Annotated in this window: 19 protein-coding genes, 3 tRNA genes and 2 pseudogenes; 7 read left to right on the top strand and 17 right to left on the bottom strand. The window is 56.1% G+C overall.

Annotated features, from left to right (window positions below; translation table 11 throughout):
• The 8 genes and pseudogenes from CE168_RS08885 to glmU all read right to left on the bottom strand — a co-directional run.
• Window positions 1–537: pseudogene (locus CE168_RS08885) on the bottom strand (isopeptide-forming domain-containing fimbrial protein); the annotation flags it as partial.
• Window positions 538–856: 319 nt separating this feature from the next.
• Window positions 857–1,261: a pyridoxamine 5'-phosphate oxidase family protein gene (locus tag CE168_RS08880; protein WP_099572037.1), complete on the bottom strand. Its 405-nt coding sequence runs from the start codon at window positions 1,259–1,261 to the stop codon at window positions 857–859.
• Window positions 1,262–1,749: 488 nt separating this feature from the next.
• Window positions 1,750–2,292 (bottom strand): annotated as a pseudogene (locus tag CE168_RS08875) (Fic family protein); the annotation flags it as partial.
• Between the two features lie 137 nt (window positions 2,293–2,429).
• Window positions 2,430–2,502, bottom strand: a tRNA-Ala gene (locus CE168_RS08870).
• Between the two features lie 153 nt (window positions 2,503–2,655).
• Entirely contained in the window at window positions 2,656–3,786 is a 1,131-nt protein-coding gene (locus tag CE168_RS08865) for a hypothetical protein (protein ID WP_099572036.1), read from the bottom strand.
• Between the two features lie 123 nt (window positions 3,787–3,909).
• A complete protein-coding gene (locus CE168_RS08860) occupies window positions 3,910–4,641 on the bottom strand; it encodes a histidine phosphatase family protein (RefSeq protein ID WP_099572035.1) in 732 nt (243 codons plus the stop codon).
• Between the two features lie 108 nt (window positions 4,642–4,749).
• Complete coding sequence (gene rsfS, locus CE168_RS08855) at window positions 4,750–5,157, bottom strand: ribosome silencing factor (RefSeq protein ID WP_099572039.1); 408 nt, start codon at window positions 5,155–5,157, stop codon at window positions 4,750–4,752.
• 2 nt (window positions 5,158–5,159) lie between these two features.
• Entirely contained in the window at window positions 5,160–6,542 is a 1,383-nt protein-coding gene (glmU, locus tag CE168_RS08850) for a bifunctional UDP-N-acetylglucosamine diphosphorylase/glucosamine-1-phosphate N-acetyltransferase GlmU (RefSeq protein ID WP_099572034.1), read from the bottom strand.
• Window positions 6,543–6,852: 310 nt separating this feature from the next.
• Here glmU and CE168_RS09205 point away from each other — a divergent pair, with 310 nt between their 5' ends.
• Window positions 6,853–7,215 (top strand): hypothetical protein, encoded by a 363-nt coding sequence (locus CE168_RS09205; RefSeq protein WP_236824379.1) that lies wholly within the window; start codon window positions 6,853–6,855, stop codon window positions 7,213–7,215.
• Window positions 7,208–7,642, top strand: coding sequence for a hypothetical protein (locus tag CE168_RS08840; RefSeq protein ID WP_143433427.1), 435 nt, complete (start codon window positions 7,208–7,210; stop codon window positions 7,640–7,642). The genes CE168_RS09205 and CE168_RS08840 overlap by 8 nt, the downstream gene beginning before the upstream one ends.
• Before the next feature lie 16 nt (window positions 7,643–7,658).
• On the opposite strand, the gene CE168_RS08835 is transcribed toward CE168_RS08840, so the two are convergent.
• Together CE168_RS08835 and CE168_RS08830 are read right to left on the bottom strand one after the other, a co-directional pair.
• Entirely contained in the window at window positions 7,659–8,249 is a 591-nt protein-coding gene (locus CE168_RS08835) for a 3'-5' exonuclease (protein WP_099572032.1), read from the bottom strand.
• Between the two features lie 147 nt (window positions 8,250–8,396).
• Window positions 8,397–9,515 carry a GuaB3 family IMP dehydrogenase-related protein gene (locus CE168_RS08830; RefSeq protein WP_099572031.1) on the bottom strand — a complete coding sequence of 373 codons (1,119 nt, stop codon included), beginning with the start codon at window positions 9,513–9,515 and terminating at the stop codon, window positions 8,397–8,399.
• A 146-nt stretch (window positions 9,516–9,661) separates the two neighbouring features.
• Between CE168_RS08830 and CE168_RS08825 the strand changes: the two genes are divergently transcribed.
• Together CE168_RS08825 and CE168_RS08820 are read left to right on the top strand one after the other, a co-directional pair.
• Window positions 9,662–10,882, top strand: a complete 1,221-nt coding sequence (locus CE168_RS08825) for an NADP-dependent isocitrate dehydrogenase (protein WP_099572030.1) — start codon at window positions 9,662–9,664, stop codon at window positions 10,880–10,882.
• 156 nt (window positions 10,883–11,038) lie between these two features.
• Window positions 11,039–12,571, top strand: coding sequence for a substrate-binding domain-containing protein (locus CE168_RS08820; protein ID WP_099572029.1), 1,533 nt, complete (start codon window positions 11,039–11,041; stop codon window positions 12,569–12,571).
• 140 nt (window positions 12,572–12,711) lie between these two features.
• Here the strand turns inward: CE168_RS08820 and CE168_RS08815 are convergent, their stop codons facing one another.
• A complete protein-coding gene (locus tag CE168_RS08815) occupies window positions 12,712–14,526 on the bottom strand; it encodes an AMP-dependent synthetase/ligase (RefSeq protein WP_099572028.1) in 1,815 nt (604 codons plus the stop codon).
• A 114-nt stretch (window positions 14,527–14,640) separates the two neighbouring features.
• Window positions 14,641–15,252, bottom strand: a complete 612-nt coding sequence (locus CE168_RS08810) for a M23 family metallopeptidase (RefSeq protein ID WP_099572027.1) — start codon at window positions 15,250–15,252, stop codon at window positions 14,641–14,643.
• Between the two features lie 176 nt (window positions 15,253–15,428).
• Between CE168_RS08810 and CE168_RS08805 the strand changes: the two genes are divergently transcribed.
• A complete protein-coding gene (locus CE168_RS08805; RefSeq protein ID WP_180753427.1) occupies window positions 15,429–15,806 on the top strand; it encodes a transcriptional regulator in 378 nt (125 codons plus the stop codon).
• Between the two features lie 33 nt (window positions 15,807–15,839).
• Here the strand turns inward: CE168_RS08805 and CE168_RS08800 are convergent.
• The 3 genes from CE168_RS08800 to CE168_RS08790 form a co-directional block, all read right to left on the bottom strand.
• Window positions 15,840–15,915, bottom strand: a tRNA-Asn gene (locus CE168_RS08800).
• Window positions 15,916–15,974: 59 nt separating this feature from the next.
• A tRNA-Asn gene (locus tag CE168_RS08795) sits at window positions 15,975–16,047 on the bottom strand.
• Between the two features lie 98 nt (window positions 16,048–16,145).
• Complete coding sequence (locus CE168_RS08790; RefSeq protein ID WP_099572025.1) at window positions 16,146–16,847, bottom strand: ABC transporter ATP-binding protein; 702 nt, start codon at window positions 16,845–16,847, stop codon at window positions 16,146–16,148.
• A 93-nt stretch (window positions 16,848–16,940) separates the two neighbouring features.
• Between CE168_RS08790 and CE168_RS08785 the strand changes: the two genes are divergently transcribed.
• Together CE168_RS08785 and CE168_RS08780 are read left to right on the top strand one after the other, a co-directional pair.
• Window positions 16,941–18,722 (top strand): bifunctional ADP-dependent NAD(P)H-hydrate dehydratase/NAD(P)H-hydrate epimerase, encoded by a 1,782-nt coding sequence (locus tag CE168_RS08785; protein ID WP_099572024.1) that lies wholly within the window; start codon window positions 16,941–16,943, stop codon window positions 18,720–18,722.
• Between the two features lie 93 nt (window positions 18,723–18,815).
• On the top strand, window positions 18,816–19,451 hold the full coding sequence (locus CE168_RS08780) for an HAD family hydrolase (protein ID WP_099572023.1): 636 nt from the start codon (window positions 18,816–18,818) through the stop codon (window positions 19,449–19,451).
• A 254-nt stretch (window positions 19,452–19,705) separates the two neighbouring features.
• On the opposite strand, the gene CE168_RS08775 is transcribed toward CE168_RS08780, so the two are convergent.
• Window positions 19,706–20,482 (bottom strand): SdpI family protein, encoded by a 777-nt coding sequence (locus CE168_RS08775; RefSeq protein ID WP_099572022.1) that lies wholly within the window; start codon window positions 20,480–20,482, stop codon window positions 19,706–19,708.
• 11 nt (window positions 20,483–20,493) lie between these two features.
• Entirely contained in the window at window positions 20,494–20,784 is a 291-nt protein-coding gene (locus CE168_RS08770) for an autorepressor SdpR family transcription factor (RefSeq protein WP_099572021.1), read from the bottom strand.
• Window positions 20,785–20,893 lie beyond the last annotated feature (109 nt).

Genomic DNA, 20,893 nt, shown 5'->3' with positions numbered 1-20,893 from the left:
GTCCACGATGGCGTAGATTCCCGGCACAAGTACGTTGCCGGTCGACATGGTGGTTTTGTCTTGGCTGGCTGTGGCGACCGCCGTTCCCTCCTGCTTGGCGAAGTTGGTTTGTTTGGCGAGGCTATTGCAGAAGTTGCGTAGCTTTCCGCCCCACAGATCGCTGCGTGAGTCGGTCAGATTCTTCACCACCCACGCCATCGGATCGTTTTTGCCGTTGACGGTGAGGTTCGCGTCGGTGGCTCCGGCTGTTTTGGCCGCCGCGGTGATGTCTGGCGCCAATGCTGTGTTCGTGGTCAGATCGTAGCCGACGATCGTGTTGCCGTCCACGCTTGCCGCAGTGTATGTGGCGAGTTGGATGGCGCGGAGGTCCTTGCCTTCGAGGCTTTCCCCGTTGCTTGCTTTCACGCTCATGGACTGTTTGACGCCCAGATCGGCTAATTGTGGAGCAGCTTGGGCCGTGCTCGGCATGGCGAGGGCCGCCATAGCGCCAATGGCGAGGAATGCTACGCATCGGCGGCGTATGGTGTGTTGTGTCATGGTTCACCTTCTTCGGTTGCTGGTTGTCGCATGAGCGTCTTCGCTTATGCGTGCAGACCAGCATGGCAGAAACCAATATTCGCCCGCCACCTCCTTAAGAAAATCTGTGGATAAGTGGATGAGCGTACACTTATCCACACTTATCCACAACCCATACATGCAGCTGTCGTATAGGGATCCATAGTCGAACCGCCGCGAACGATATGCAGCATATGCGCGATATTCCGTTCCGATAACAGCGGAGAACCGCAGACCGGACATGCTGTCCCGCCTGCGGTTCTCCGCTGTTATCGTTTCGACTAGGTCAGTATGGAACTGATCAGTCCTTGACGATGGTTTTACCTGCCGTAGCGCCCGGGGTGAGATCCTGGATTTCCGTAATCTCCAAGACCGGAATGGTTGCCGGCTTTTTCGTACCGCGTTCCTCAGCGACTTTGACCTGCTCGTCATAGATCGCATCGTCGGAATGAAGCACGACGTTGCCACGGAAGCGGTAGCCTTTCTTCTGTTCAAGATTGGCGACCGCGACGACCAGATCGCTGCCGTCAAGCAGGTTACGGTATGTTTGGCCCGCGGTGCGCTCGTGGTAGCCGATATGGTTGCTGTCGATGATGAACATGCTCATTTTCGGTCCGAGATCAACCTGGCCTTCTTTGCTGATGGTGGCCACCCATGCGAGGTTGCTGTTGAGGAATTCCTTCATCTCATCGGTGAGATCTGCCATGATGACGTCCTTTCGTTTGCGTGCCCATGGAATGCGGGCATACTTTCAGACTACGTCAAGAAACCCCGTAACGCATGTTCACCCAACGTGAATAACATCACATACGTGCCTCATCTGAACACAAATTTAGGAAAGATGCACCTGTTCCGCACTTTGTTGAGGCGTCAGACCACGATCATCTGCTATCCAATCAATCATGGAAAAGAAAGGATTGATTTTGGGTTGGCATCAGCGGTATTTGCTGGACGATATGCACGTCGAGTTGATTCGCAATGGGTTCAAAGACAAAGCCTACGGCATGCCGCTATTCGTACTCGGCTTAGATATTGTATGTGAATTTCTTTATTCCATTGATGGTTTTTCTCTCAAAAGAATTTATGCAGATTCAGACATCTCCGATTTAGCCTGGGCTTTTTGCGATGTGACAATTCTTGTTTGCTGGCTTAGGTATGTCAGACGGTATCTGCCAGAAAAAGCACAAAGGCATTTCATTCCATCCCCCATTCTCGCTTTGCTTGTATGCGCGTGCGCAGCGCTTCGGAGGCCCTGAATCTGAGAGGGCGTCTTCCTGTGAACTCGATGAGGCTCACGCCCGCCAGCTCGTCCACGTATTTGCGGATCGTCTGCTTCGTCAGCATGAGGTCGCCGCCTGCGTCTTCGAGCGTCATGGACTTGGTGGTGTCGAACAGCTCCTCCTGCATGACTGCGTAGAGAAGCAGGGTTGCGTTCGTGGACAGCGCATGTTCCTTCCGTAGCTCGTCACGTAGGACAGTCGCCTTGTCGAGCTGGTCGATTTTGACGCCGAGCTCCTCGATCAGGGATTCCTGCGCCCGTTCGATGAGTCCGAGGATGGTGTATACGAAGAACGTGAGTTCCCCGCTGTTGAGTTTGTCCTCGGCCTCGGTGAACGCCTTGTAGTATTCGTTCTTGTTCTCCGCGATCGTCCTGGATAGGGACAGCACGGTGGGCAGAGTGAGGTCGTGGCTGAGGTAGAGCGCGAGCAGATACCTGCCTGTCCTGCCGTTGCCGTTTTCTTTACCACCTTCGTACCACCTTATAACCGGTTTCTACCACCTTAAGACGTTTTTGAGGTTCGGCAAGCACTTCCGCGAAACAGCGTCGTTTCAACGAAAAAAGCCACCCCTTGCGGAGTGGCCCTCGATAATTGTGGAGCTAAGGGGATTCGAACCCCTGACCCTCTCCATGCCATGGAGATGCGCTACCAGCTGCGCCATAGCCCCAAAGTCTGCTTTGCAAACCTCATACAAGATACATCACAGACATGAGCCACGCAACTTTCGGCGTGTCGCCCGCATTAGGAAACTGCCATATGTAATCCGCAATATGCAATCTCGCCTCATGCGGGCGACACGGAAAGTACGGCACCGGTAACGCTAGTTGCTGCTTGCATCTCCTGTCGAACCGGCAGTACCATCGGTGGATCCCGATGTGCCAGTGCCCGTCGATCCGTCAGTGCCACTACTTCCAGTTCCCGATGATGAACCATCACCAGTGGTGCCGGACGTGCTTCCGTTCGAACCGGTACCGTTGGACGGGTCCGTTCCGGTCTGGCTGGGACCGTTGCTGGAATTATCAGATGACGATCCACTGCTTCCGGACGTGGAACCATTGGTGGTATTGCCTGACGTGCCATTGGAAGTGGGCGAGTCGGTGGAGCCGCTGGTGGTCTTGCCGCTGCCATCCGTGGTGGTTTCATCATTCGAATCCGTGGAATCGGACTTGGGCTTCTGCGCAGGAACCTGCTCATTACCGGATCCGGAATCGCCAGTGTTTTCATGCGAAGGCACAACCTTCTCATGCACCACGTTACGCACCACGGTATCCGTTCCCTGACCGCCGGTGAAAGCGAGAATCAATCCCGCACTCACTCCCACACCAACCAGAGCGCTGACGAATGCGATGATCGCCGGAGCGTATTTGCTATGCAACCAATTCGAGGAACGCCGTCCCGCATGCTGCACTTGGACACCACGTGCGCTACGAGCAGCGGATTTCCCGTTGGCAATGCTAGCGCTACCGACACCACGCTGCCCGTCCTGGACCACAGGGGTCTTCCCCGCTCCGGCAATATCGCCAAGCGTGCGGGTCGCATCCTCATCCTCCTGCCCGGAGGAGATGACGCGCGGCAAGCCGGACGGCGCAATCGCAACAGTGTCGGCGGACAATACCATCGTGGCATCCGACGCAACGGGAGACGAGCCGATAATCCTCGTCTCGTCACCTTTCGCGGAAGAGCCAAGCACCTGCGTTTCATCCGCAGCAGGCTCATCCGAAGCCTCATCACTACTTGACGGTAACGGCACGGCCTGTTGGAGCTTCTCCCCCGACGCCTTTAAAACGTTCTTGTACACCTGCGTGGCAACCGCGGAAACAACCGAGCCCGCAGCCACGCCAATCACCGATCCCGCGATACCGATTTTCGCGGAAAGCAGGAATGACGTGACCGCCGCCAGCGCACCCGCGCAAATCGACGAAAAAGAGATTCCTTTAAAAAAATTTTCCACAAGCCCTGACGATAGCTAATTCCGCTATGAAAGTACTGGCGATTCTGTGAAAAGCTTGAAAAAACGATGACAGGCAGCGTTCGACACCATGCATCGGCCGGCTATGGACCGATTGCAGACCCGCTACAGGTTGGGATGTTCCCATTCTTCGGTGTCAGCAATGGCGGGACCATGGTTGTAATCCATCAAACGCCAACGCAATGCGGAACCGATCTCCAATGGAATGAGCCGCACCCAGTGAGCATTGCGCATCGACAGAATGTCGGCGAAATCACCGTGCGCGTCAGCCATTCCCAGCAATGTCTGCAACGTTTGAGAAATCCACGCGCCATGCGAGAACACATACAAATCCGTGTCACGCCCGGCACGGAACGCCCAATCGTTCAGCGCTTCGACGCCACGCCGCCCCACTTCCTCTTTGGGTTCAGCGCCATATTTGAGTTCTCCGCCACGAAATTCCGCCCAGGAACGGTAATCCTCAGGGTAACGCTGCGCCAGCTCTTCGACGGAAATGCCCTCCCAGTCGCCGAAGCTGCGTTCACGCACGCGGGCATCCGGATGCACCTCCAATCCGAGCGGATCCGCGAACGCATGGGCGGTGGCTGCGGCACGCCCCAGATCCGAACAAACAACCAGCCGTTTCGCAATATCGGAACGACGGTCAACATACAGTTCACGCAACGCCTTGCCTGTTTGTTCAACCTGCCATCGGCCCACTTCGTCGAGTGGAATGTCGATCTGGCCTTGCAAGCGGTGTTGCGCATTGTAGGCGGTGCGCCCATGACGCACCAGAGTGATGGCGTGAACGTGCTCCGGTACTGTGCCGCTGTGTTCGAGTTCGACGTTTCGAGGCATACTGCTTCCTTCTCCGTTGCTTTCTCGATTATGAAATTTGCGAATACTATCTCGCCTGATACGAAAACATGCCTTCCGCATCCAAACGTGAAGGCATGTTCGTACGTGTTATTCCGCGGTTTCCGTGGTCTCTTCGTCGGAAGCCTCGGGATGTTCAAGCTGCAGGTCGATGCTCGGGCAATCCTTCCACAAGCGTTCGAGGCGGTAGAAGTCGCGGGATTCCTGATGCATGACGTGAATCACGAAATCACCGTAGTCGAGCAGCACCCACTGGCCTTCGGTCAAGCCTTCACGGGAACGCGGCTGACGCTTGCCGCTCTTGAGATACAGGTCCTTTTCGATTTCTTCGGCGACGGCCAGCACCTGGCGTTCGTTCGAAGCGGTGGCGACGAGCATCGCGTCGGTGATGGCCAATGGTTCGGTGACGTCGAAGGCTACGAGGTCAGTGGCCTTCATACGGTCGGCCGCGGCTGCGGCGATGCGGATGGCGTCGATGGAATCTTGTACTGCCGGCATATTCAGCGCTCCCATTCGGGCTTCCAGCCCTCTACTACATGTTGTGTGTTTTCGGAATAGACCATGGAATCGTCCGGAACGTCGTGGCGAACCACGGAACCGGCACCGGTGGTGACGCCGCTGCCGACTTCGACAGGAGCCACGAACAGGTTGCCGGCACCGACATGCACGTTCGATCCGATGGTGGTGTGGTGCTTGTGCACGCCATCATAGTTGGCAGTGATGGTACCGCCGCCGATGTTGGTATGCTCGCCCAAGTCGGCGTCGCCCACATAGCTCAGATGCGGCACTTTAGTGCCGTTGCCGATGTGTGCCTTCTTCATTTCCACGAAGGCGCCGGCCTTGGATTCTTCACCAAGATCGTTGCCCGGGCGCAGGTACGTCCATGGGCCGATGTTGGCCGCGCGGCCAATGTGGCTCTCCTGCACGCGGGAACGCTCCACATGGGCATCGGCATCGATGACCGCACTGATAAGCGTCGTGTATGGGCCGACCTGCGCGCCCTCTCCGATTACCGTGCTGCCTTCGAGGAAGCAGCCGGGAAGGATCACGGCGTCACGTTCGATACGCACGTCATCTTCGATCCATGTGGTTTCGGGGTCGAGAATGGTCACGCCTTCACGCATCCAATGCTCGCAGACGCGCTTGTTGTGGGCTTTGGCGAGCGCCGCAAGCTGCACGCGGTCGTTGACGCCTTCGACGCTCAACGGGTCGGGGGCTGCGAATGCGCCGACGGCACCGTTGGATTTGGCGGTTTCGAGAGCATCGGTCAGGTAGAACTCGCCTTGAGCATTGTTGGATTTGAGGTTGGCAATCGCTTCAGCCAGCAGTTTGGCGTCGAACACGTAGACGGACGTGTTCACTTCGTGCACAGCCAGCTCGCTGCTGTTAGCGTCCTTCTGTTCCACAATGCGCAGCACGTTGCCTTCGCTGTCGCGGATGATGCGGCCATAGCCGGTAGGATCGTCAAGAATGGTGGTGAGCACGGTGGCACCATTGCCGCTTTGCTCATGGAAGGCAAGCAGCTGGTTCAACGTGTCGGCATCGAGCAGCGGCATATCTGAAGCTGCGATCAGCACCGAGCCGTCAAGCCCGCCTTGCTCCTTCAACTGCGTCATGGCGCACTGCACGGCTCGTCCGGTGCCAGGAATGTCATCCTGGTTGACGATGGTGACACGCTCATTGTAGGAGCGGGCCGCTTCGGCGACTCGTTCCGCCTGGTAGTGCACGACCACGGCCAACGTTTCAGGGTCGAGCGCCGCCACGGAATCCATCACACGGTTCAAAAACGTCTTTCCGGCCAAAGTGTGCAGCACTTTCGGCTTGTTGGAACGCATGCGGGTACCCTCACCCGCTGCAAGAATAATCGCGGCGCTTAATGCCATGTCTAATCTCCAATTCCTCCGGCCCTAACAAATCCAGACAAATTCAGATACGAAGCCAGTTATCCGACGTCCCATATTAAAACGAGCCCTCCCTAAACGCAAAACAACCACGTCTTGGAGCGACTTGCGGAACACTGGAACGTCAGCCTGTATGCCTCGGAATGACTGCCGCCTGATAGACGACTATAGAAAACGGCAATAACCACAAGGCGTTGCGCCGAAGAACGAGCGGATAGATTGATGTCCGACATGAACGTGGGGGTATCTCACGTAACGCATCATCGTTTTTCGAGAAGGGAATAACGACAAAATGTCAAACATCGCATACGATTGGATCGCACTCGTCGTGGCCGCGATCCTGTTCGCCGTCCTATCGTTCCTCAAACGTAAGAAAAATGCAGGGTTCACTACACGCGTGCTGCTTGCAACGGCATTCGGCATCATTCTGGGAATCGCTTTCAAAGGCCACACCGATTATGTCGGCGCGGCAGGTTCCATCTGGTCCAACGCAATTACCGCACTGGTGGTTCTGCTGGCCTTGGGGCTTTTTCACCGTGCGGTATGCGACTCCGTTCATACCTTTCTTGTACGCGTCGCTCGCGTTGATTTGCGTGAGGATAGCCACCGCCCAACATCCGTCCGAAAATGGTTCGATACAGCATGCCTTGCGTAAATGGCTGTCGTGGATACTGTGCCTCGCATTGCTTATCGGCGGATCCGTCAGCTTCCTTTTCCGTGGAAACTACATCTATGAACGTGCTTTGACGCCGCATGCCGCTCAGGCCAGCGAATTCACACAATGCGACAGTTCGTCCGCTGTTGTTGCCGATGGTGAATTCACTTACATTGATTCGTATTACCACTATCACGATTGCGACAATTATCATTTCCTGAAGCAGGATGACGCGTCAAGCGGAGGTGGTTATGCTCCCCTCCATGGCAGCATGGCACAGGTTCGCGACTTGGATGACCTGTCAAGCAAGACCATCTACTATCTCACACGATCAAGCAACGATAAAAAGCAGAAGACGACGGAGTATCGCAACACCGACCATTATTCCGCAGGCGAATACCGGGTCGAAGTATTCGAACGACGTTAGGTCGGACGTCGGACTGTCAGAGCATGCCGAGCAGTTCAGCCTCGTCACGCATGGCACGGTACAGCATCCATTCCTGCTTGGCGTCAGACAATGCGCGGTGTTCCTCCATGTCGGCAATATGGTAGTCGACGATAAGGGTGGAAACCTTGTGGCTTCGTTTTTCCGGATGCAGCCGGCGGCTGAGATCCAACGTGTCGACGAAATGGTGCGAGAAACGCGCGTCCTGCTGAGCATAGGCGAGCTGCACCGCATTGTCGAGGAATGACATGTCGAAGGAAGCATTGTGTGCCATGACCACGGCCGTGTCCGAACACCAACGCGCGAACTCATCCATGACTTCGCGTACGTCCGGTTTGCCGAGCAGCATGCCATCGTTGATGCCAGTCAAACCCGTGATTCTTGAAGGAACATGTTCGAACGGGTTGATGAGCTGGTCGAACTCGTCGACCAGCTCATCATTATGGATTTTGACAGCACCGATTTCGATGAGTTTGGCACCTTTGCGCACACTCAATCCGGTCGTTTCCGTATCGATCACGATGTAGTCCGTGAATCGTCCGGACAACGGGTCCAAACGTCGGGGATCGCCGCTTCTACGCACTGCCATTCATCTCACCTCTGCCGCTTCATCTGCGATGTATAACTTAATCATTCCAACCTGACTTTCTCAGCCGAGAAAGCATAACAAAAAGATCCTGCAGCATGACACTGCAGGATCAGCAAACCGTTATTCAGGCTTTACCGAAAAGCTTGTTCAGCGGGTCGGAGCGACCGTGACCGGGCAACGCTGGAAGCTCTTGAGATCGACATAGCCGGTGGTTGCCATGGCACGACGGAGCGCACCAATGTAATTAGTAGTGCCGTCCGCATTGTGGCTGGGTCCGAACATGATGTCTTCCAGAGTACCGACGGTGCCGACGTTCGTACGGAAGCCTCGCGGAAGCGTCTGATGCCGGGCTTCGGTACCCCAATGCATGCCCTTGCCCGGAGCTTCCTTGGCACGAGCCAGCGGGGACCCAAGCATCACAGCATCGGCGCCAAGCGCGAACGCCTTGATGAAGCTGCCGGAGTCACCCATGCCGCCGTCGGCGATCACTTGGACGTAACGGCCGCCGGACTCATCCATATAGTCGCGACGTGCCTCGGCCACATCTGCAATGGCGGTGGCCATTGGAGCATGGACACCAATGGTGTTGCGGTTCGCGGACACCGCGCCGCCGCCGAAGCCGACAAGCACGCCGGCCGCGCCGGTACGCATCAGATGCAGGGCCGCGGTGTAATTGGCGGCGCCGCCGACGATGACGGGCACATCCAAATCGTAGATAAACTTCTTCAGGTTCAACGGCTCGTGATCCTGGGAGACATGCTCGGCGGAGACGACCGTGCCACGGATGACGAACAGGTCGACGCCCGCTTCGAGAACGGTCGAGTAATAGTCCTGCGTGCGCTGCGGAGACAGTGCGCCCGCAACGGTGACGCCGGCGTCACGAATCTCATGCAGACGCTCGACAATGAGCTCCGGCTTGATCGGCTCGGCGTAGATCTGCTGAATACGTTCGGTCGCGCTTTCAGCCGGCAGCTCGGCGATTTCGTCAAGCAACGGCTGCGGATCGTCGTAGCGGGTCCACAGACCTTCGAGGTCGAGCACGCCAAGAGCGCCCATCTTGCCCATGGCGATGGCGGTGGCCGGGCTGGTCACCGAATCCATCGGCGCGCCGATGACCGGCACATCGAATTCATAGGCGTCAACCTGCCAAGAAGTGGACACATCCTGCGGATCGCGAGTACGACGGGAGGGAACGATGGAAACGTCGTCCAGAGAGTACGCCAGACGACCCTTCTTGCCCAAACCGATTTCAATTTCCTGAGACATGCTTTCAAGGCTAATGCTCAGCAATGACAGTATGCAAGAGCGTGTCACCCGCCGCCACCCCGTTTTTTGGACATTAACAGGTATCGTTAACACGTTCGTTATAAGACAGGAACTTATCACCTTCAATCCCGACAGGAGAACAACACATGGCCAAAATCAAGGTCGAAGGCAAGGTCGTCGAACTCGACGGCGACGAAATGACCCGCGTCATCTGGAAAGACATCAAGGATCGCCTGATCCTTCCGTACCTCGACGTGGATCTCGAATATTACGATCTCGGCATCGAAAACCGCGATGCTACCGACGATCAGGTGACCGTCGACGCGGCGAAGGCCATCCAGCGTGAGCATGTCGGCGTGAAGTGCGCCACCATCACGCCGGACGAGGCGCGTGTCAAGGAATTCGGCCTGAAGAAGATGTGGAAGTCCCCCAATGGCACCATTCGCAATATTCTCGGCGGAACCATTTTCCGCGAGCCGATCGTGATGAGCAACGTTCCGCGTCTGGTTCCCGGCTGGACCAAACCGATCGTGGTAGCCCGACATGCGTTCGGCGACCAGTATAAGGCCACTGATTTCAAGGTTCCGGGGGCAGGCACGCTCACCGTCACCTTCACTCCGGAAGATGGTTCCGAGCCGATCGAGCATGTCGTGTACAACTATGGCGCCGACGGCGGCGTGGCCCAGGTGCAGTACAATGTGAACGATTCCATCCGTGGTTTTGCCCGCGCGTGCTTCAACTATGGTCTGATGCGCGGCTATCCGGTGTATCTTTCCACCAAGAACACGATTCTCAAGGCCTACGACGGCCAGTTCAAAGATACGTTCGCCGAAGTGTTCGAAAACGAATACAAAGACAAGTACGCCGCAGCGGGCCTGACCTATGAGCATCGTCTGATCGATGATATGGTGGCCAGTTCCCTCAAGTGGCATGGCGGCTACATTTGGGCCTGCAAGAACTATGATGGCGACGTGCAATCCGATTCCGTGGCGCAAGGCTTCGGATCTCTCGGCCTCATGACCTCCGTGCTCATGACCCCTGACGGTCAGACCGTCGAGGCCGAGGCCGCGCATGGCACCGTGACCCGCCACTACCGCCGTTGGCAGAAGGGCGAGAAGACCTCCACCAATCCGATCGCATCGATTTTCGCTTGGACCGGCGGCCTCAAGCACCGCGCCGACTTGGATAACACTCCGGAAGTCAAGCATTTCGCCGAAACATTGGAGAAAGTCATCGTGTCCACCGTTGAAGGCGGCCAGATGACCAAGGATCTCGCCATGCTCGTTGGTCCGGATCAGGCCTGGCTTGACACCGAAGGCTTCATGAACGCTTTGGACGAAAATCTCGCCAAGGCTCTGGCTGAATGATTCTTAGCCGAATAACCTTTGGCTGAACGTCCAACAGCAGACTCAAAGGGCTGGATACGTATGGTTCACACGCATATCCAGCCCTTTTTGACGTCCAGATATTACAATCGGAGCTCAGCATAGGAATCATCATTCGATTTTCATGAAGGAAACGGCATGACACTGCACCGCACGACCGTGACGAAACATCTGTTCGCACTGTTGGCATCGATCTCGCTCATCACGGCCATGGGCGCCTGCGCGTCCGACAATGAAACGCAATCGCATGAAGCGGACTCCGCCGGCACCGCCACTACCGTCGATGCCGGCAACGTGGTGATCTTCACCCCTTCTGATGGCATCACCATCTCCCAGCAGACGCCTTTGAGCAAATGGGAAAAACTAGTGCCGGAAATAGTCTCATCTTTGAAAGACAACAACGTCAAAGGTTCCAACATCACCGTCAAAACGGCGTCGAGCCTCGACAAACAAAGCCAAAGCGTGCAGGATTATGTGGTGGACCACGTCAACAGTACCGGCGACGATGCGGATTCCTCCGACAAAACCACGCTGGTGGTAGCGCCGGTGGCCGACACCACCGAATCCGACCGCCAGTATGGAGACTACGCGTCGCACGCCATCACATGGAATGGGAACTCCTCCGACGAAGACGCCCAGGATTACGCCCAATCCGCGGAACGCTTGGTTTCCGCATTGCAGCTCGCTAAAAACGAGGGTATGAAGGTCGTGTTAGTGTCGAACACGCTGCAGGGTTTCATTCCGGATGTGTACGCACCGATGACTACGGCCGAACAAGTCGGACAGCTGCAGGCCAAGCAGCTGGTCAGCAAACTTGAACTCGACAAAACCAGCTCCGACAATCCGAAGCATATCGAAGTGCTGCTCCCCTACGATGCCGCCGATGAAAGCGGCAGCACAGCGGACGCGACTTTCGCGCAAGACGTGTTCAAAGGCATTTGGTCAGTGCTCGGACCGTATTTCAAAGAAGGGAAAGCCGTTTCCCCATCCGGCACGCTGACCTCGTCGAGTACGGAATCCGATTGGGCGTCCGTGGCGTTCGACGCGGCAAAAAGCGAACGGATCAAATCCACACTCGCCGAACGTCTCGGCATGGACAAGGACACATCGCGTCATACCCGTATCGACGGCATCATCTCCTGCAATGATTATGTGGCCGGCTATGTTTCCGAAGAGCTCAACGATCTTGGCTATACCGGTTCGGCGGCCGACATCAACCCATCCATCACCATTTCCGGCATCGTGGACAATATCACCGGCAAGAAAGACCTGAAAAAACAATCCGTTCCCGATCCTGCGCAGGCGCCTAAATCCGATGACGGCGATTCCGATACGGAAGATACCAGCGATTCCCTTGACGAGCAGAACTCGCAATGGCCGATCATCACCGGCTACGGCGCCTACGTCAGCTCCATGCCGAATATCGTGAACGGCAAACAGTGGATGACCGCTTTGGAAAATCGCAAGACCTTGGCATCCGACATTGCACGGACCTGCGTGCAGCTTAACACGTCGGGCAAGCTTGCGAAGCTGACATTCATCTCATCCGTAGCCATGAAAGACAAGAAAGTGCCGACCATCCAAGAAGAGGCGCTTGCGGTCAGCGCCAACAATCTGAAGAAAACGCTGATCGAACCGGGATATATCTCGCTTGCCGACGCAGGACTGTAATCCGGCTGATACGAGATAATCCGGATCATCAAACATACGAAATCCGAACAAGAAATATAAAAAGCTGGTTTCCGTCGTAACAATTCGACGGAAACCAGCTTTTTATATTGCAGTCAACGCTTTTTTGCGATAATTGGCGCTTACTTGTTCTTTGGAACGTAGATGACTGTGTCGATCAGCGTGCGGTAATGGTCGACCACCGCCTGACGGCGTGCCTTCATGCTCGGCGTGACCAAGCCGTTTTCTTCGGTGAATTCGTCCGGCACGATTTCGAACTTACGGATCGATTCGGCGCGGGATGCGAGCTCGTTGGCTTTGTTGACGGCACGTTCCACTTCGGCGTGCACGATCGGATTGCGGGAGGCCTCCTCGAGGGATACTACGCATTCCGCGCCCTTCGACGCAAGCCATGCGTTCGTTTCGCCAAGATCCAACGAAATGATGGCCGCGATGAACGGCTTGCGGTCGCCGATCATCACGCATTGGCTCACCACGGGCGACGTCATGATCGACGCTTCCATCTCGCATGGGGAGACGTTCTTGCCGCCGGCGGTGATGATGAGGTCCTTCTTACGTCCGACGATGGAGACGAAGCCTTCATCGTCGATGGAACCAAGATCACCGGTATGTAGCCAGCCGTCGACGATTTGCTGCTTGGTGACGTCGGGATTGTTATGGTAGCCAGCGCATACGGCCGGACTCTTGATGCACAATTCGCCTTCATCGTCGACACCCATGGTCACGCCCTGCAGCGGCAGTCCGATGGTGCCAATCTTGTATCCGGAAGTCGGATTGACGCTTGACGGAGCGCAGGTTTCGGTCATGCCGTAGCCTTCCAGCAGCGGCAATCCGACGCCATTGAAGAAATGAGCGATGGATGAATCAAGCGGAGCGCCTCCAGAAACCGCATATTCCACATGACCGCCGAACACGTCCATGATCGAGGCGTACACCAGCTTGTTGTACAACGCATGCTTGAGATTCAAGACGACCGGAATGCCTTCGCCTGACTGCTGCGCATGCGACCAGTCGCGCGCCGCCTGCGTGGCACCTGCGAAAATACGTCCTTTGAGGCCGGCTCCGGCCTTCTGCGACGCCGCATTGTAGATCTTTTCGAAGATTCGCGGCACGGCAAGGATGAACGTCGGCTTGAACGCCTTGAAATCAGCCAGGATCGTCTTCAGGTTGCCTGACAGGCCAAGCGAAACATTGCCGGCGAAGCAGAAGAACTGCATGTAGCGGGCGAACACATGTGCCAGCGGAAGGAACAGCAGCAGACGACGGTTCGACTTCATCGCGATGTCGGGCATGGAGTTGATGCCCGAATAGGTAATGAACACGAAATTGGAATGGGTGAGCTCAATGCCTTTTGGCGTTCCTGTGGAGCCGGAAGTGTACACGATGGTGGCGAGGTCCGAGCCTTTGACTGCATGTTCGCGCTCTTGGAATTCGGCGTCGGACACGGCATGGCCGTATTCGATCATCGTGTCGATCGCACCAAGTCCGATGACATAGACGTCACCAAGATCGGAACATTCGCTCCTGACGGATTCGATCTTGTCGCGCTGCGCGTCATCTTCCGCGAACGCCATTTTGACGTTGGCGTCGTTGAAGATCATTTTGACTTGCGCGGGCGAATTCGTCTCGTACACGGGAACGGTGAGAGCGCCGATCGACATGATCGCCACGTCGAGCGCAGTCCACTGCCAGCAAGTGTGGGCGATGATGGACACCGAGTCGCCGGGCATGATGCCCTGGGCGATCAGGCCTTTGGCGATGGCGATGACCTTGTCTCGGAACTCGGTGGCGCTGAACGACGCCCACTTGCCATGCTCATTCTTGTATTCGACCAAGGAATCGTTCGGAGTACGGTTCGCTCGTTCCTCAAGCACCGAAAAAATATTTTTGTCTGTGTCAATCTGCTGTTCCAAAGGCCGCGTGTATTCCTTGTACATGGCATTTCTCCCCTGCGTAATCATCGTACATGCAGCATCATAGCCTGAGAGCTTCACTTTTTTCGGCGAGGCCACGACGTATGGACAAAACCGATGGTTCTGTCGACTCCTGTTTCATAGGACTTTCAATCCGATTCGCACCGTCCGGGTTTTGCTTTCCGGATCGGTGTATTGCCGTCCTTCCGATTTGATTCCCCAATGCAGGCAATGATCGTTACAATGGTCAGATTCGCCCTCCACATGCGCGAAACGCTCCCCTTTCGCAACATGTGCGCCGACATCGCGTTCCGCCTTGGCTGGTTCGAACGTCGAGGTCAGTCCGGAAAGGCTGCCTCCATGCCGTATGGTGACCACGGCTTTGCCTCCCACGCTGCCACTGAAGGCGATCACGCCGTCCGCTGGCGCGATAATGGCTTCCTGAGGGTCTGCGCGCAGGTCAAGGCCCCGATGTCCTGGAAGCCACTGTTGTTTCGGCGCGTCATACTTGCCAACTATCTGCGCGCCGTTCAACGGCCATCGCATCAGGGCTACGCAGGATCCGGACGCGCTACCAGAATTCGTCTTCGCATATGTCGGTTCAGCCGACCATAGGCAGCACAAGAGCAGCATGACGCACGCCAGCGCGCATACGACCATGATTTGGCGCAACTGCTGGCGAATGCGTTTCTTTTCCTCTTGGACGATTCTGTTCCGTTGAATTCGTCGACGATATTCATGTTCGTTCATGATGGCTCCTTCGCGTTGCTACGTTGCTGTGCCGCTTTATTGCTTTGTTGCGCTGTGCTGCGGTGAATTGCCAGCATGACAGTATGGTGATTGGATTGTCCAGCTGAAACGGCCCTGTGGTCGGAGGATGGGTTATCCACAGGCTTCGGGGCGTGTCGCGGCATACGATGGAACGCATGAGCGATAACACGTCACAGCGCAAAGCGTTGCAGCAGCTGGAAAGCGAGTCCGACTACGATCGGATCACCTACTATCAGAAGCCTTTTATGGTGCTGTGGGCGGCCGTGCAGGAGGCATCAAGCGAATTGCAGGACGATTACGCGCTCTCCCCCGAACTGGCGCAGTTGTGGGTTGCCGAGCAGATTCGCAAGGTGTCGGACTCGCTGGTGGATCGTCTTGCGGAAACGGCTTTGGCCCATGGCGAATCGAAATCGAATGTGGCGCGTGCGGCCGGCGCGAGTCCCGCCAATGCCTTACGACGCTTCCCTCGACTCAAAGCCGATGGATCGCACGAGCGCACGCTGATTGACGACGTGCTTGATTCGTTGGAGTAACAAAAAAGCCCTTGATTTCCAAGGGCTTTCATGTGGCTCCTGCGACTGGGCTTGAACCAGTGACCGTCCGATTAACAGTCGGATGCTCTGCCAACTGAGCTACGCAGGAATATTTTTCCCGTTTTAAGTCTTCTCCTGAAAAAAATCAGGAAAACTCCTAAAACTGCGCTCCTGCGACTGGGCTTGAACCAGTGACCGTCCGATTAACAGTCGGATGCTCTGCCAACTGAGCTACGCAGGAATGTGCTTCCCGTACGGAATTGCTTCCGTGCACAAGTCACATATATTACACGCTTCGCACGTCTTCGCAAATCGAGTGTCGCACCGCGTGTCGCGACATCACCACTCGAGTTCCGCTATGTCCATCGGATGCTCGTTGACGTCGACGGCGGTGACCTTGCCATCATGCATGTGGATCACACGATCCGCGATTGGCGCGATTGCTGAATTATGGGTCACGATCACCACGGTTGCGCCTTTCTTACGGCTCATATCCTGCAGGATCTGCAGCACCTGCTTGCCGGTGTTGTAATCCAACGCGCCAGTCGGCTCGTCGCACAGCAGAATCTTCGGATTCTTCGCAACGGCACGGGCGATGGCCACGCGCTGCTGTTCGCCGCCGGAAAGCTGCGCGGGAAAATTGTCGACACGATCGCCAAGACCAACATCTTCCAACACTTTGACGGCATCCTGCGCGTCGGAAACAATCTGCGAAGCAAGTTCGACGTTTTCCTTCGCGGTCAAATTCGCCACGAGATTGTAGAACTGGAACACGAAGCCAATGTCCGTTCTGCGGTAAGCCGTCAACTGTTTCGGAGAGTAGTTGGAAATGTCACGCCCGTCGATGACCACTCTGCCCTCGGAATTTGTGTCCATGCCGCCTAGAATGTTCAGCACCGTCGACTTGCCTGCGCCCGAAGCGCCCAGAATAATGGCCAATTCGCCTTTCTCAATGCCGAAGTTCACATCGTCATTCGCGGTAATGGTGGTGGAACCCATTTGGTAACGCTTGTAACTGTGCTGCATTTCGATATATGCCATATCAGCCTCCATTCCACGCCGAAAAACCCTTGACTCCCAATATTACGACTACAGTAGGGATTGTTGCTCATAAACGACGAGGAAGGGAACGTTATGGACATCGCCGATGACGCCGACCGTTTGCAGACACTACTGTACAGCGCTTACGACTCCGATACCGTGCGCGAGCTGGAACGTCCGCTGCTTGACGACGGCGTGCCTCTGATGCGCATGGCCGCTTCGGCGGCGGCCCACGTGACCATGACACTGCTCGACGACGAGGATCTCGCCGTCGAGGATGCTCGCGTGACCCTGCTGGTAGGCGCGGGAGACAATGGCGGAGACGGCCTGTATGCCGGCGCGGAATTGGCAAACGAAGGCGCGCACGTCACTGCGATCGCCGTGGGTCGCTCCCTGCACGAGGAGGCTTTCAGCGCGTTTGTGCACGCCGGAGGCCGCGTTCTCGCACTCGACCCAGCCGCGGAAATACCCGGATGCGCCACGGGTTTTTCCGCGGGCGAAGCCGGAGAACGACTGCAGGCCGCCGTCGAATACGCCCAAGGATCCCATGTAATCATCGACGCGATGGCCGGCATCGGCGTAAGCGGCGCATTGCGTGGCATCGCAGGCACCATCGCATCCTCCTTGGGATTCGACGGCGAACTTCCCGACAAGCCCGCCCTGCCGAACAATGAACCCTCCTCCGACCTACCGCTTGTTGTGGCGATCGACACGCCGTCCGGCGTTGGTGTGAATGACGGTTCGCTGCCGGGACCATATATCCCAGCCGATGCGACAGTAACGTTCGGTGCGATGAAGCCGTGCGCGATGGTGCCGCCCGCCTCATACGCATGCGGACGGCTCACCTTGGTCGATTTCGGTTTCGATATTGATGATTGCGTTCCCGCAACCGAAATGACGGACGGTGATTTCGTAACGGATTCAATCCGTCTGCCGCAGCTTTCGGACGGCAAATATTCACGTGGAGTAGTCGGATTGGTGACAGGTTCCGCACGTTACCCAGGTGCGGCCGTGTTGTCTTCCACTGCCGCGGCGCGCACCAATACGGGCATGGTACGTTATCTTGGCCCACAGCGCACGCAAGATATGGTTCTTTCCTCGTTGCCTGAAGCTGTGATCGGCAAGGGACGCGTACAATCATGGGTGGTTGGCTCCGGCGTTCCCACAGGTGATGACGAAGCCGCCGATGCCGACATCCAGCGCGAAACCATAGCCGCGCTGCTGAAGCACTATGCGTTGCCTCAAGAGGTCGACTCCGAAGACGGTGACGACGCCAAGCATGCAAACGCATTGGATATGCCGCCAATCGTGGTGGATGCCGGAGCATTGGACCTGCTACCGAACAAGGTGCCGGCTCAGGTGGTCGTCACCCCGCACGTCGGAGAGCTGGCCCGCATGCTGACCCGGCTGGACGAAAACGAAGTCGGTGTCGACAAGGTACGGGCACAGCCGCTTGCCTGCGCCCGTAAACTCCATGAGCTGACCGGCGCGACCGTATTGCTGAAGGGCGCGGTGACCATGGTGGTAGGCACGGATGGCAAAAGCAATGAGCGTGTGATTCTTTCCGGTCGTGCACCGGCATGGATGTCTACCGCAGGATCGGGTGACGTGCTCGCCGGCATGTTGGGAGCCCTGCTCGCACAGCAGGACGACATGCTTGCCGAGGATCCGGCATTGGTTCCCGAAGTCGTGGCTGCCGGTGCCTACGTGCATGGTCTTGCGGGAGCGATCGCATCGCAATCCGAACAGCGTGGATGGCATCGTCCGCAAATCTATGGTCATTCCAAAAAACAGCATTTCGGAGAAATCGGCCATCCGATCATCGCCAGCGATATTATCTGTGGTATTCAGCCTGCATTTTTACAATTACTTTAATTGTGTAACAAATTTACTGAACACCAGCCCCAACGTCGGTGACTTTGCGCTACACTGACGTTGCCGATCCATATTTTTGCAGGAAGGATTTTCATGACCTCCCCCAGTGCCAACGTCACCGATGTGGTCTTTGATTTTTGCGGCGTGCTCATTGACTGGCAGACGCGCGCATGCCTTGAAGGCAGGTACCCTCAGGTAGTTGTGGACCGTATTTGCGCGGATAATGATCCGTGCGGTTTTTACGATTATGAGGATCGCATGGACCATGGCGAAGATTTCGAAGACATTTATCCCGACGTGGTACGCGAGCAGGGTGAGGAGATCGCCGAGATCTTCCGCGATTACATCGAACGCTACGACGATGCGCTCCCCCGCATGATTCCGAATATGGAACAGCTGCTGCGTGATTTAAAGGCTGCAGGCTACGGAGTGTGGGGGTTGACGAATTGGTCGCATGAGACGTTCCATTTCGCCTTCGAGCGTTTCCCCCAGCTGGGCGAGCTGCTGCAGGGCACGATCGTGTCTGGCGCGGAAAAGATGCACAAGCCGAATGCCGACATCTACGAACTGGCGCTGAACCGTTTCAATCTTAAGCCGGAATCCAGCGTGTTCTTCGACGACACCGCGAAGAATGTCACTGGAGCGCAGGCTGTGGGCATGCATGCATTCCAGTTCGTCGATGCCGATCAGGCGCGTCGTGATCTGAAATCCTTGGGCATGAATTTCTGACTGTTTCAAAACGAACATCTGAATTAGCAAAAAGGCCGGGCCGCACACATGTGAACCGCACCCCGATTGTTGGACTGAAGAAATTCAGATTCGATGACCGAAGGTGCGGTTTCATTATGTGTGACGGTTGCAGGAAGCATTACGGCGGCGAGTCCGACGCGTACATCGCGCACTGGAACATCAGACGGCGTCGGGAAAAGCTCGGGGGCGCACCCCGGAGGAGTTCCGAAGAGCGTCTCAGTATTGCTTTGGCGTTACTGCGAATTCCGGCTACGGCGGAACAGCAGATAGCTGTACGCAGAAGGAACGAGCGCTGCGCCAACCGCTATCGTCGCAATAATTGCGGCCATGAGCACGTCGCTCACAGGCACGACAGAGCTGACGACGCCCGCTACGACCAATAACACTCCCAACACCATGAAAGAGATGCCACCTACACGCTGCGTGCGTTTCCAATTGGTTTCATCAGCCAAAGCCCAAGGCGTTCTGACGCCGAAGGTGTAATTCTGGCGCATGCGCGGAAGGTAATTTCCCACGCCGACGAACAACGCTCCCAGCACCACGCAAACGATAAGCCCAACAGGACCACCGGTAGCTGGGATCACGCCGAATGCGGTGGCTTCGGTGAACCATGTGATGCCGCACATGATGAGCGTGAACGCGATGACGAATCCACGATACAGTCCGCTGGCCTTCATGTAGCTTTCTCCCTTGGGATCCATCTTCGGGATGATGAGGAAAAGTCCCAAGCACAGTAACGGCAATATATCAAGAATCAACGTTATGGCTCTCGGACCGTAGCCATTGACCGAACCGTCGGCACCCCAATGAATCGGCACGTTTTCGGGAAGTCGACTGTAGCAAGCAAGATGTGCGGCAACATTGACCAAGCACAGCACAACAAGTGCAATGCACACGTTGCGGCTGATTGGAGCGATCTTCTCCCTCGAATCATTCTTATTCACGCTTTCAGCATTGTTGATGTTGTTATCGAAAGCTTTTTTGGAATCATCCAGATTGTTCCCGCACATAAGATTCTCCTTTATTGACCGTCCGTTTGCTTATTGTTTTCATTGCCGTCCATGAACCCCATGAACCATCCGATCAGATCCTGCATCACCGTGGTGTTGAGACTGTAGATGATGTTTTGCCCGTGCCGTTCGTCGGTTACCAGTTCCGCGGTTTTCAGCGTGGTCAGATGGTGGCTGATCGATGGTTTGCTCATGTTGAATTGTTCCGCGAGCTCACCGGCCGTCATGTCACGTTCGCGCAGCAATTCCAAAATGCGCCGTCGCGTGGGATCGGAGAGCGCTTTGAACCCCTCTCCTGCCATGCATTCCTCCTTTACGATACTGAATATTTAGATATTTTCTTATTTAGACAATTATCTAAATATATGCTCCGGACATACATATTCACGCCCGCGCGTTTACCACGGTTGA

Origin of the sequence: Bifidobacterium sp. N5G01, from assembly GCF_002742425.1 — a bacterium.
Taxonomy (GTDB): Bacteria; Actinomycetota; Actinomycetes; order Actinomycetales; family Bifidobacteriaceae; genus Bifidobacterium; species Bifidobacterium hominis.
Note: the sequence above shows the minus strand (reverse complement) of the source record. Positions and strands in the feature narration are given on the sequence as shown.

Bases quoted from the DNA above. Each gene is read 5' to 3' on its own strand.
- CE168_RS08780 (WP_099572023.1), top strand. From the start codon at position 18,816: ATGACCTCCCCCAGTGCCAACGTCACCGATGTGGTCTTTGATTTTTGC.
- CE168_RS08820 (WP_099572029.1), top strand. From the start codon at position 11,039: ATGACACTGCACCGCACGACCGTGACGAAACATCTGTTCGCACTGTTG.
- CE168_RS08775 (WP_099572022.1), bottom strand. From the start codon at position 20,482: ATGTGCGGGAACAATCTGGATGATTCCAAAAAAGCTTTCGATAACAAC.
- CE168_RS08805 (WP_180753427.1), top strand. From the start codon at position 15,429: ATGAGCGATAACACGTCACAGCGCAAAGCGTTGCAGCAGCTGGAAAGC.
- CE168_RS08880 (WP_099572037.1), bottom strand. From the start codon at position 1,261: ATGGCAGATCTCACCGATGAGATGAAGGAATTCCTCAACAGCAACCTC.
- CE168_RS08835 (WP_099572032.1), bottom strand. From the start codon at position 8,249: ATGGCAGTGCGTAGAAGCGGCGATCCCCGACGTTTGGACCCGTTGTCC.
- CE168_RS08770 (WP_099572021.1), bottom strand. From the start codon at position 20,784: ATGGCAGGAGAGGGGTTCAAAGCGCTCTCCGATCCCACGCGACGGCGC.
- CE168_RS08810 (WP_099572027.1), bottom strand. From the start codon at position 15,252: ATGAACGAACATGAATATCGTCGACGAATTCAACGGAACAGAATCGTC.
- glmU (WP_099572034.1), bottom strand. From the start codon at position 6,542: ATGGCATTAAGCGCCGCGATTATTCTTGCAGCGGGTGAGGGTACCCGC.
- CE168_RS08785 (WP_099572024.1), top strand. From the start codon at position 16,941: ATGGACATCGCCGATGACGCCGACCGTTTGCAGACACTACTGTACAGC.
- CE168_RS08860 (WP_099572035.1), bottom strand. From the start codon at position 4,641: ATGCCTCGAAACGTCGAACTCGAACACAGCGGCACAGTACCGGAGCAC.
- CE168_RS08790 (WP_099572025.1), bottom strand. From the start codon at position 16,847: ATGGCATATATCGAAATGCAGCACAGTTACAAGCGTTACCAAATGGGT.
- rsfS (WP_099572039.1), bottom strand. From the start codon at position 5,157: ATGCCGGCAGTACAAGATTCCATCGACGCCATCCGCATCGCCGCAGCC.
- CE168_RS09205 (WP_236824379.1), top strand. From the start codon at position 6,853: ATGTCAAACATCGCATACGATTGGATCGCACTCGTCGTGGCCGCGATC.
- CE168_RS08825 (WP_099572030.1), top strand. From the start codon at position 9,662: ATGGCCAAAATCAAGGTCGAAGGCAAGGTCGTCGAACTCGACGGCGAC.
- CE168_RS08830 (WP_099572031.1), bottom strand. From the start codon at position 9,515: ATGTCTCAGGAAATTGAAATCGGTTTGGGCAAGAAGGGTCGTCTGGCG.
- CE168_RS08815 (WP_099572028.1), bottom strand. From the start codon at position 14,526: ATGTACAAGGAATACACGCGGCCTTTGGAACAGCAGATTGACACAGAC.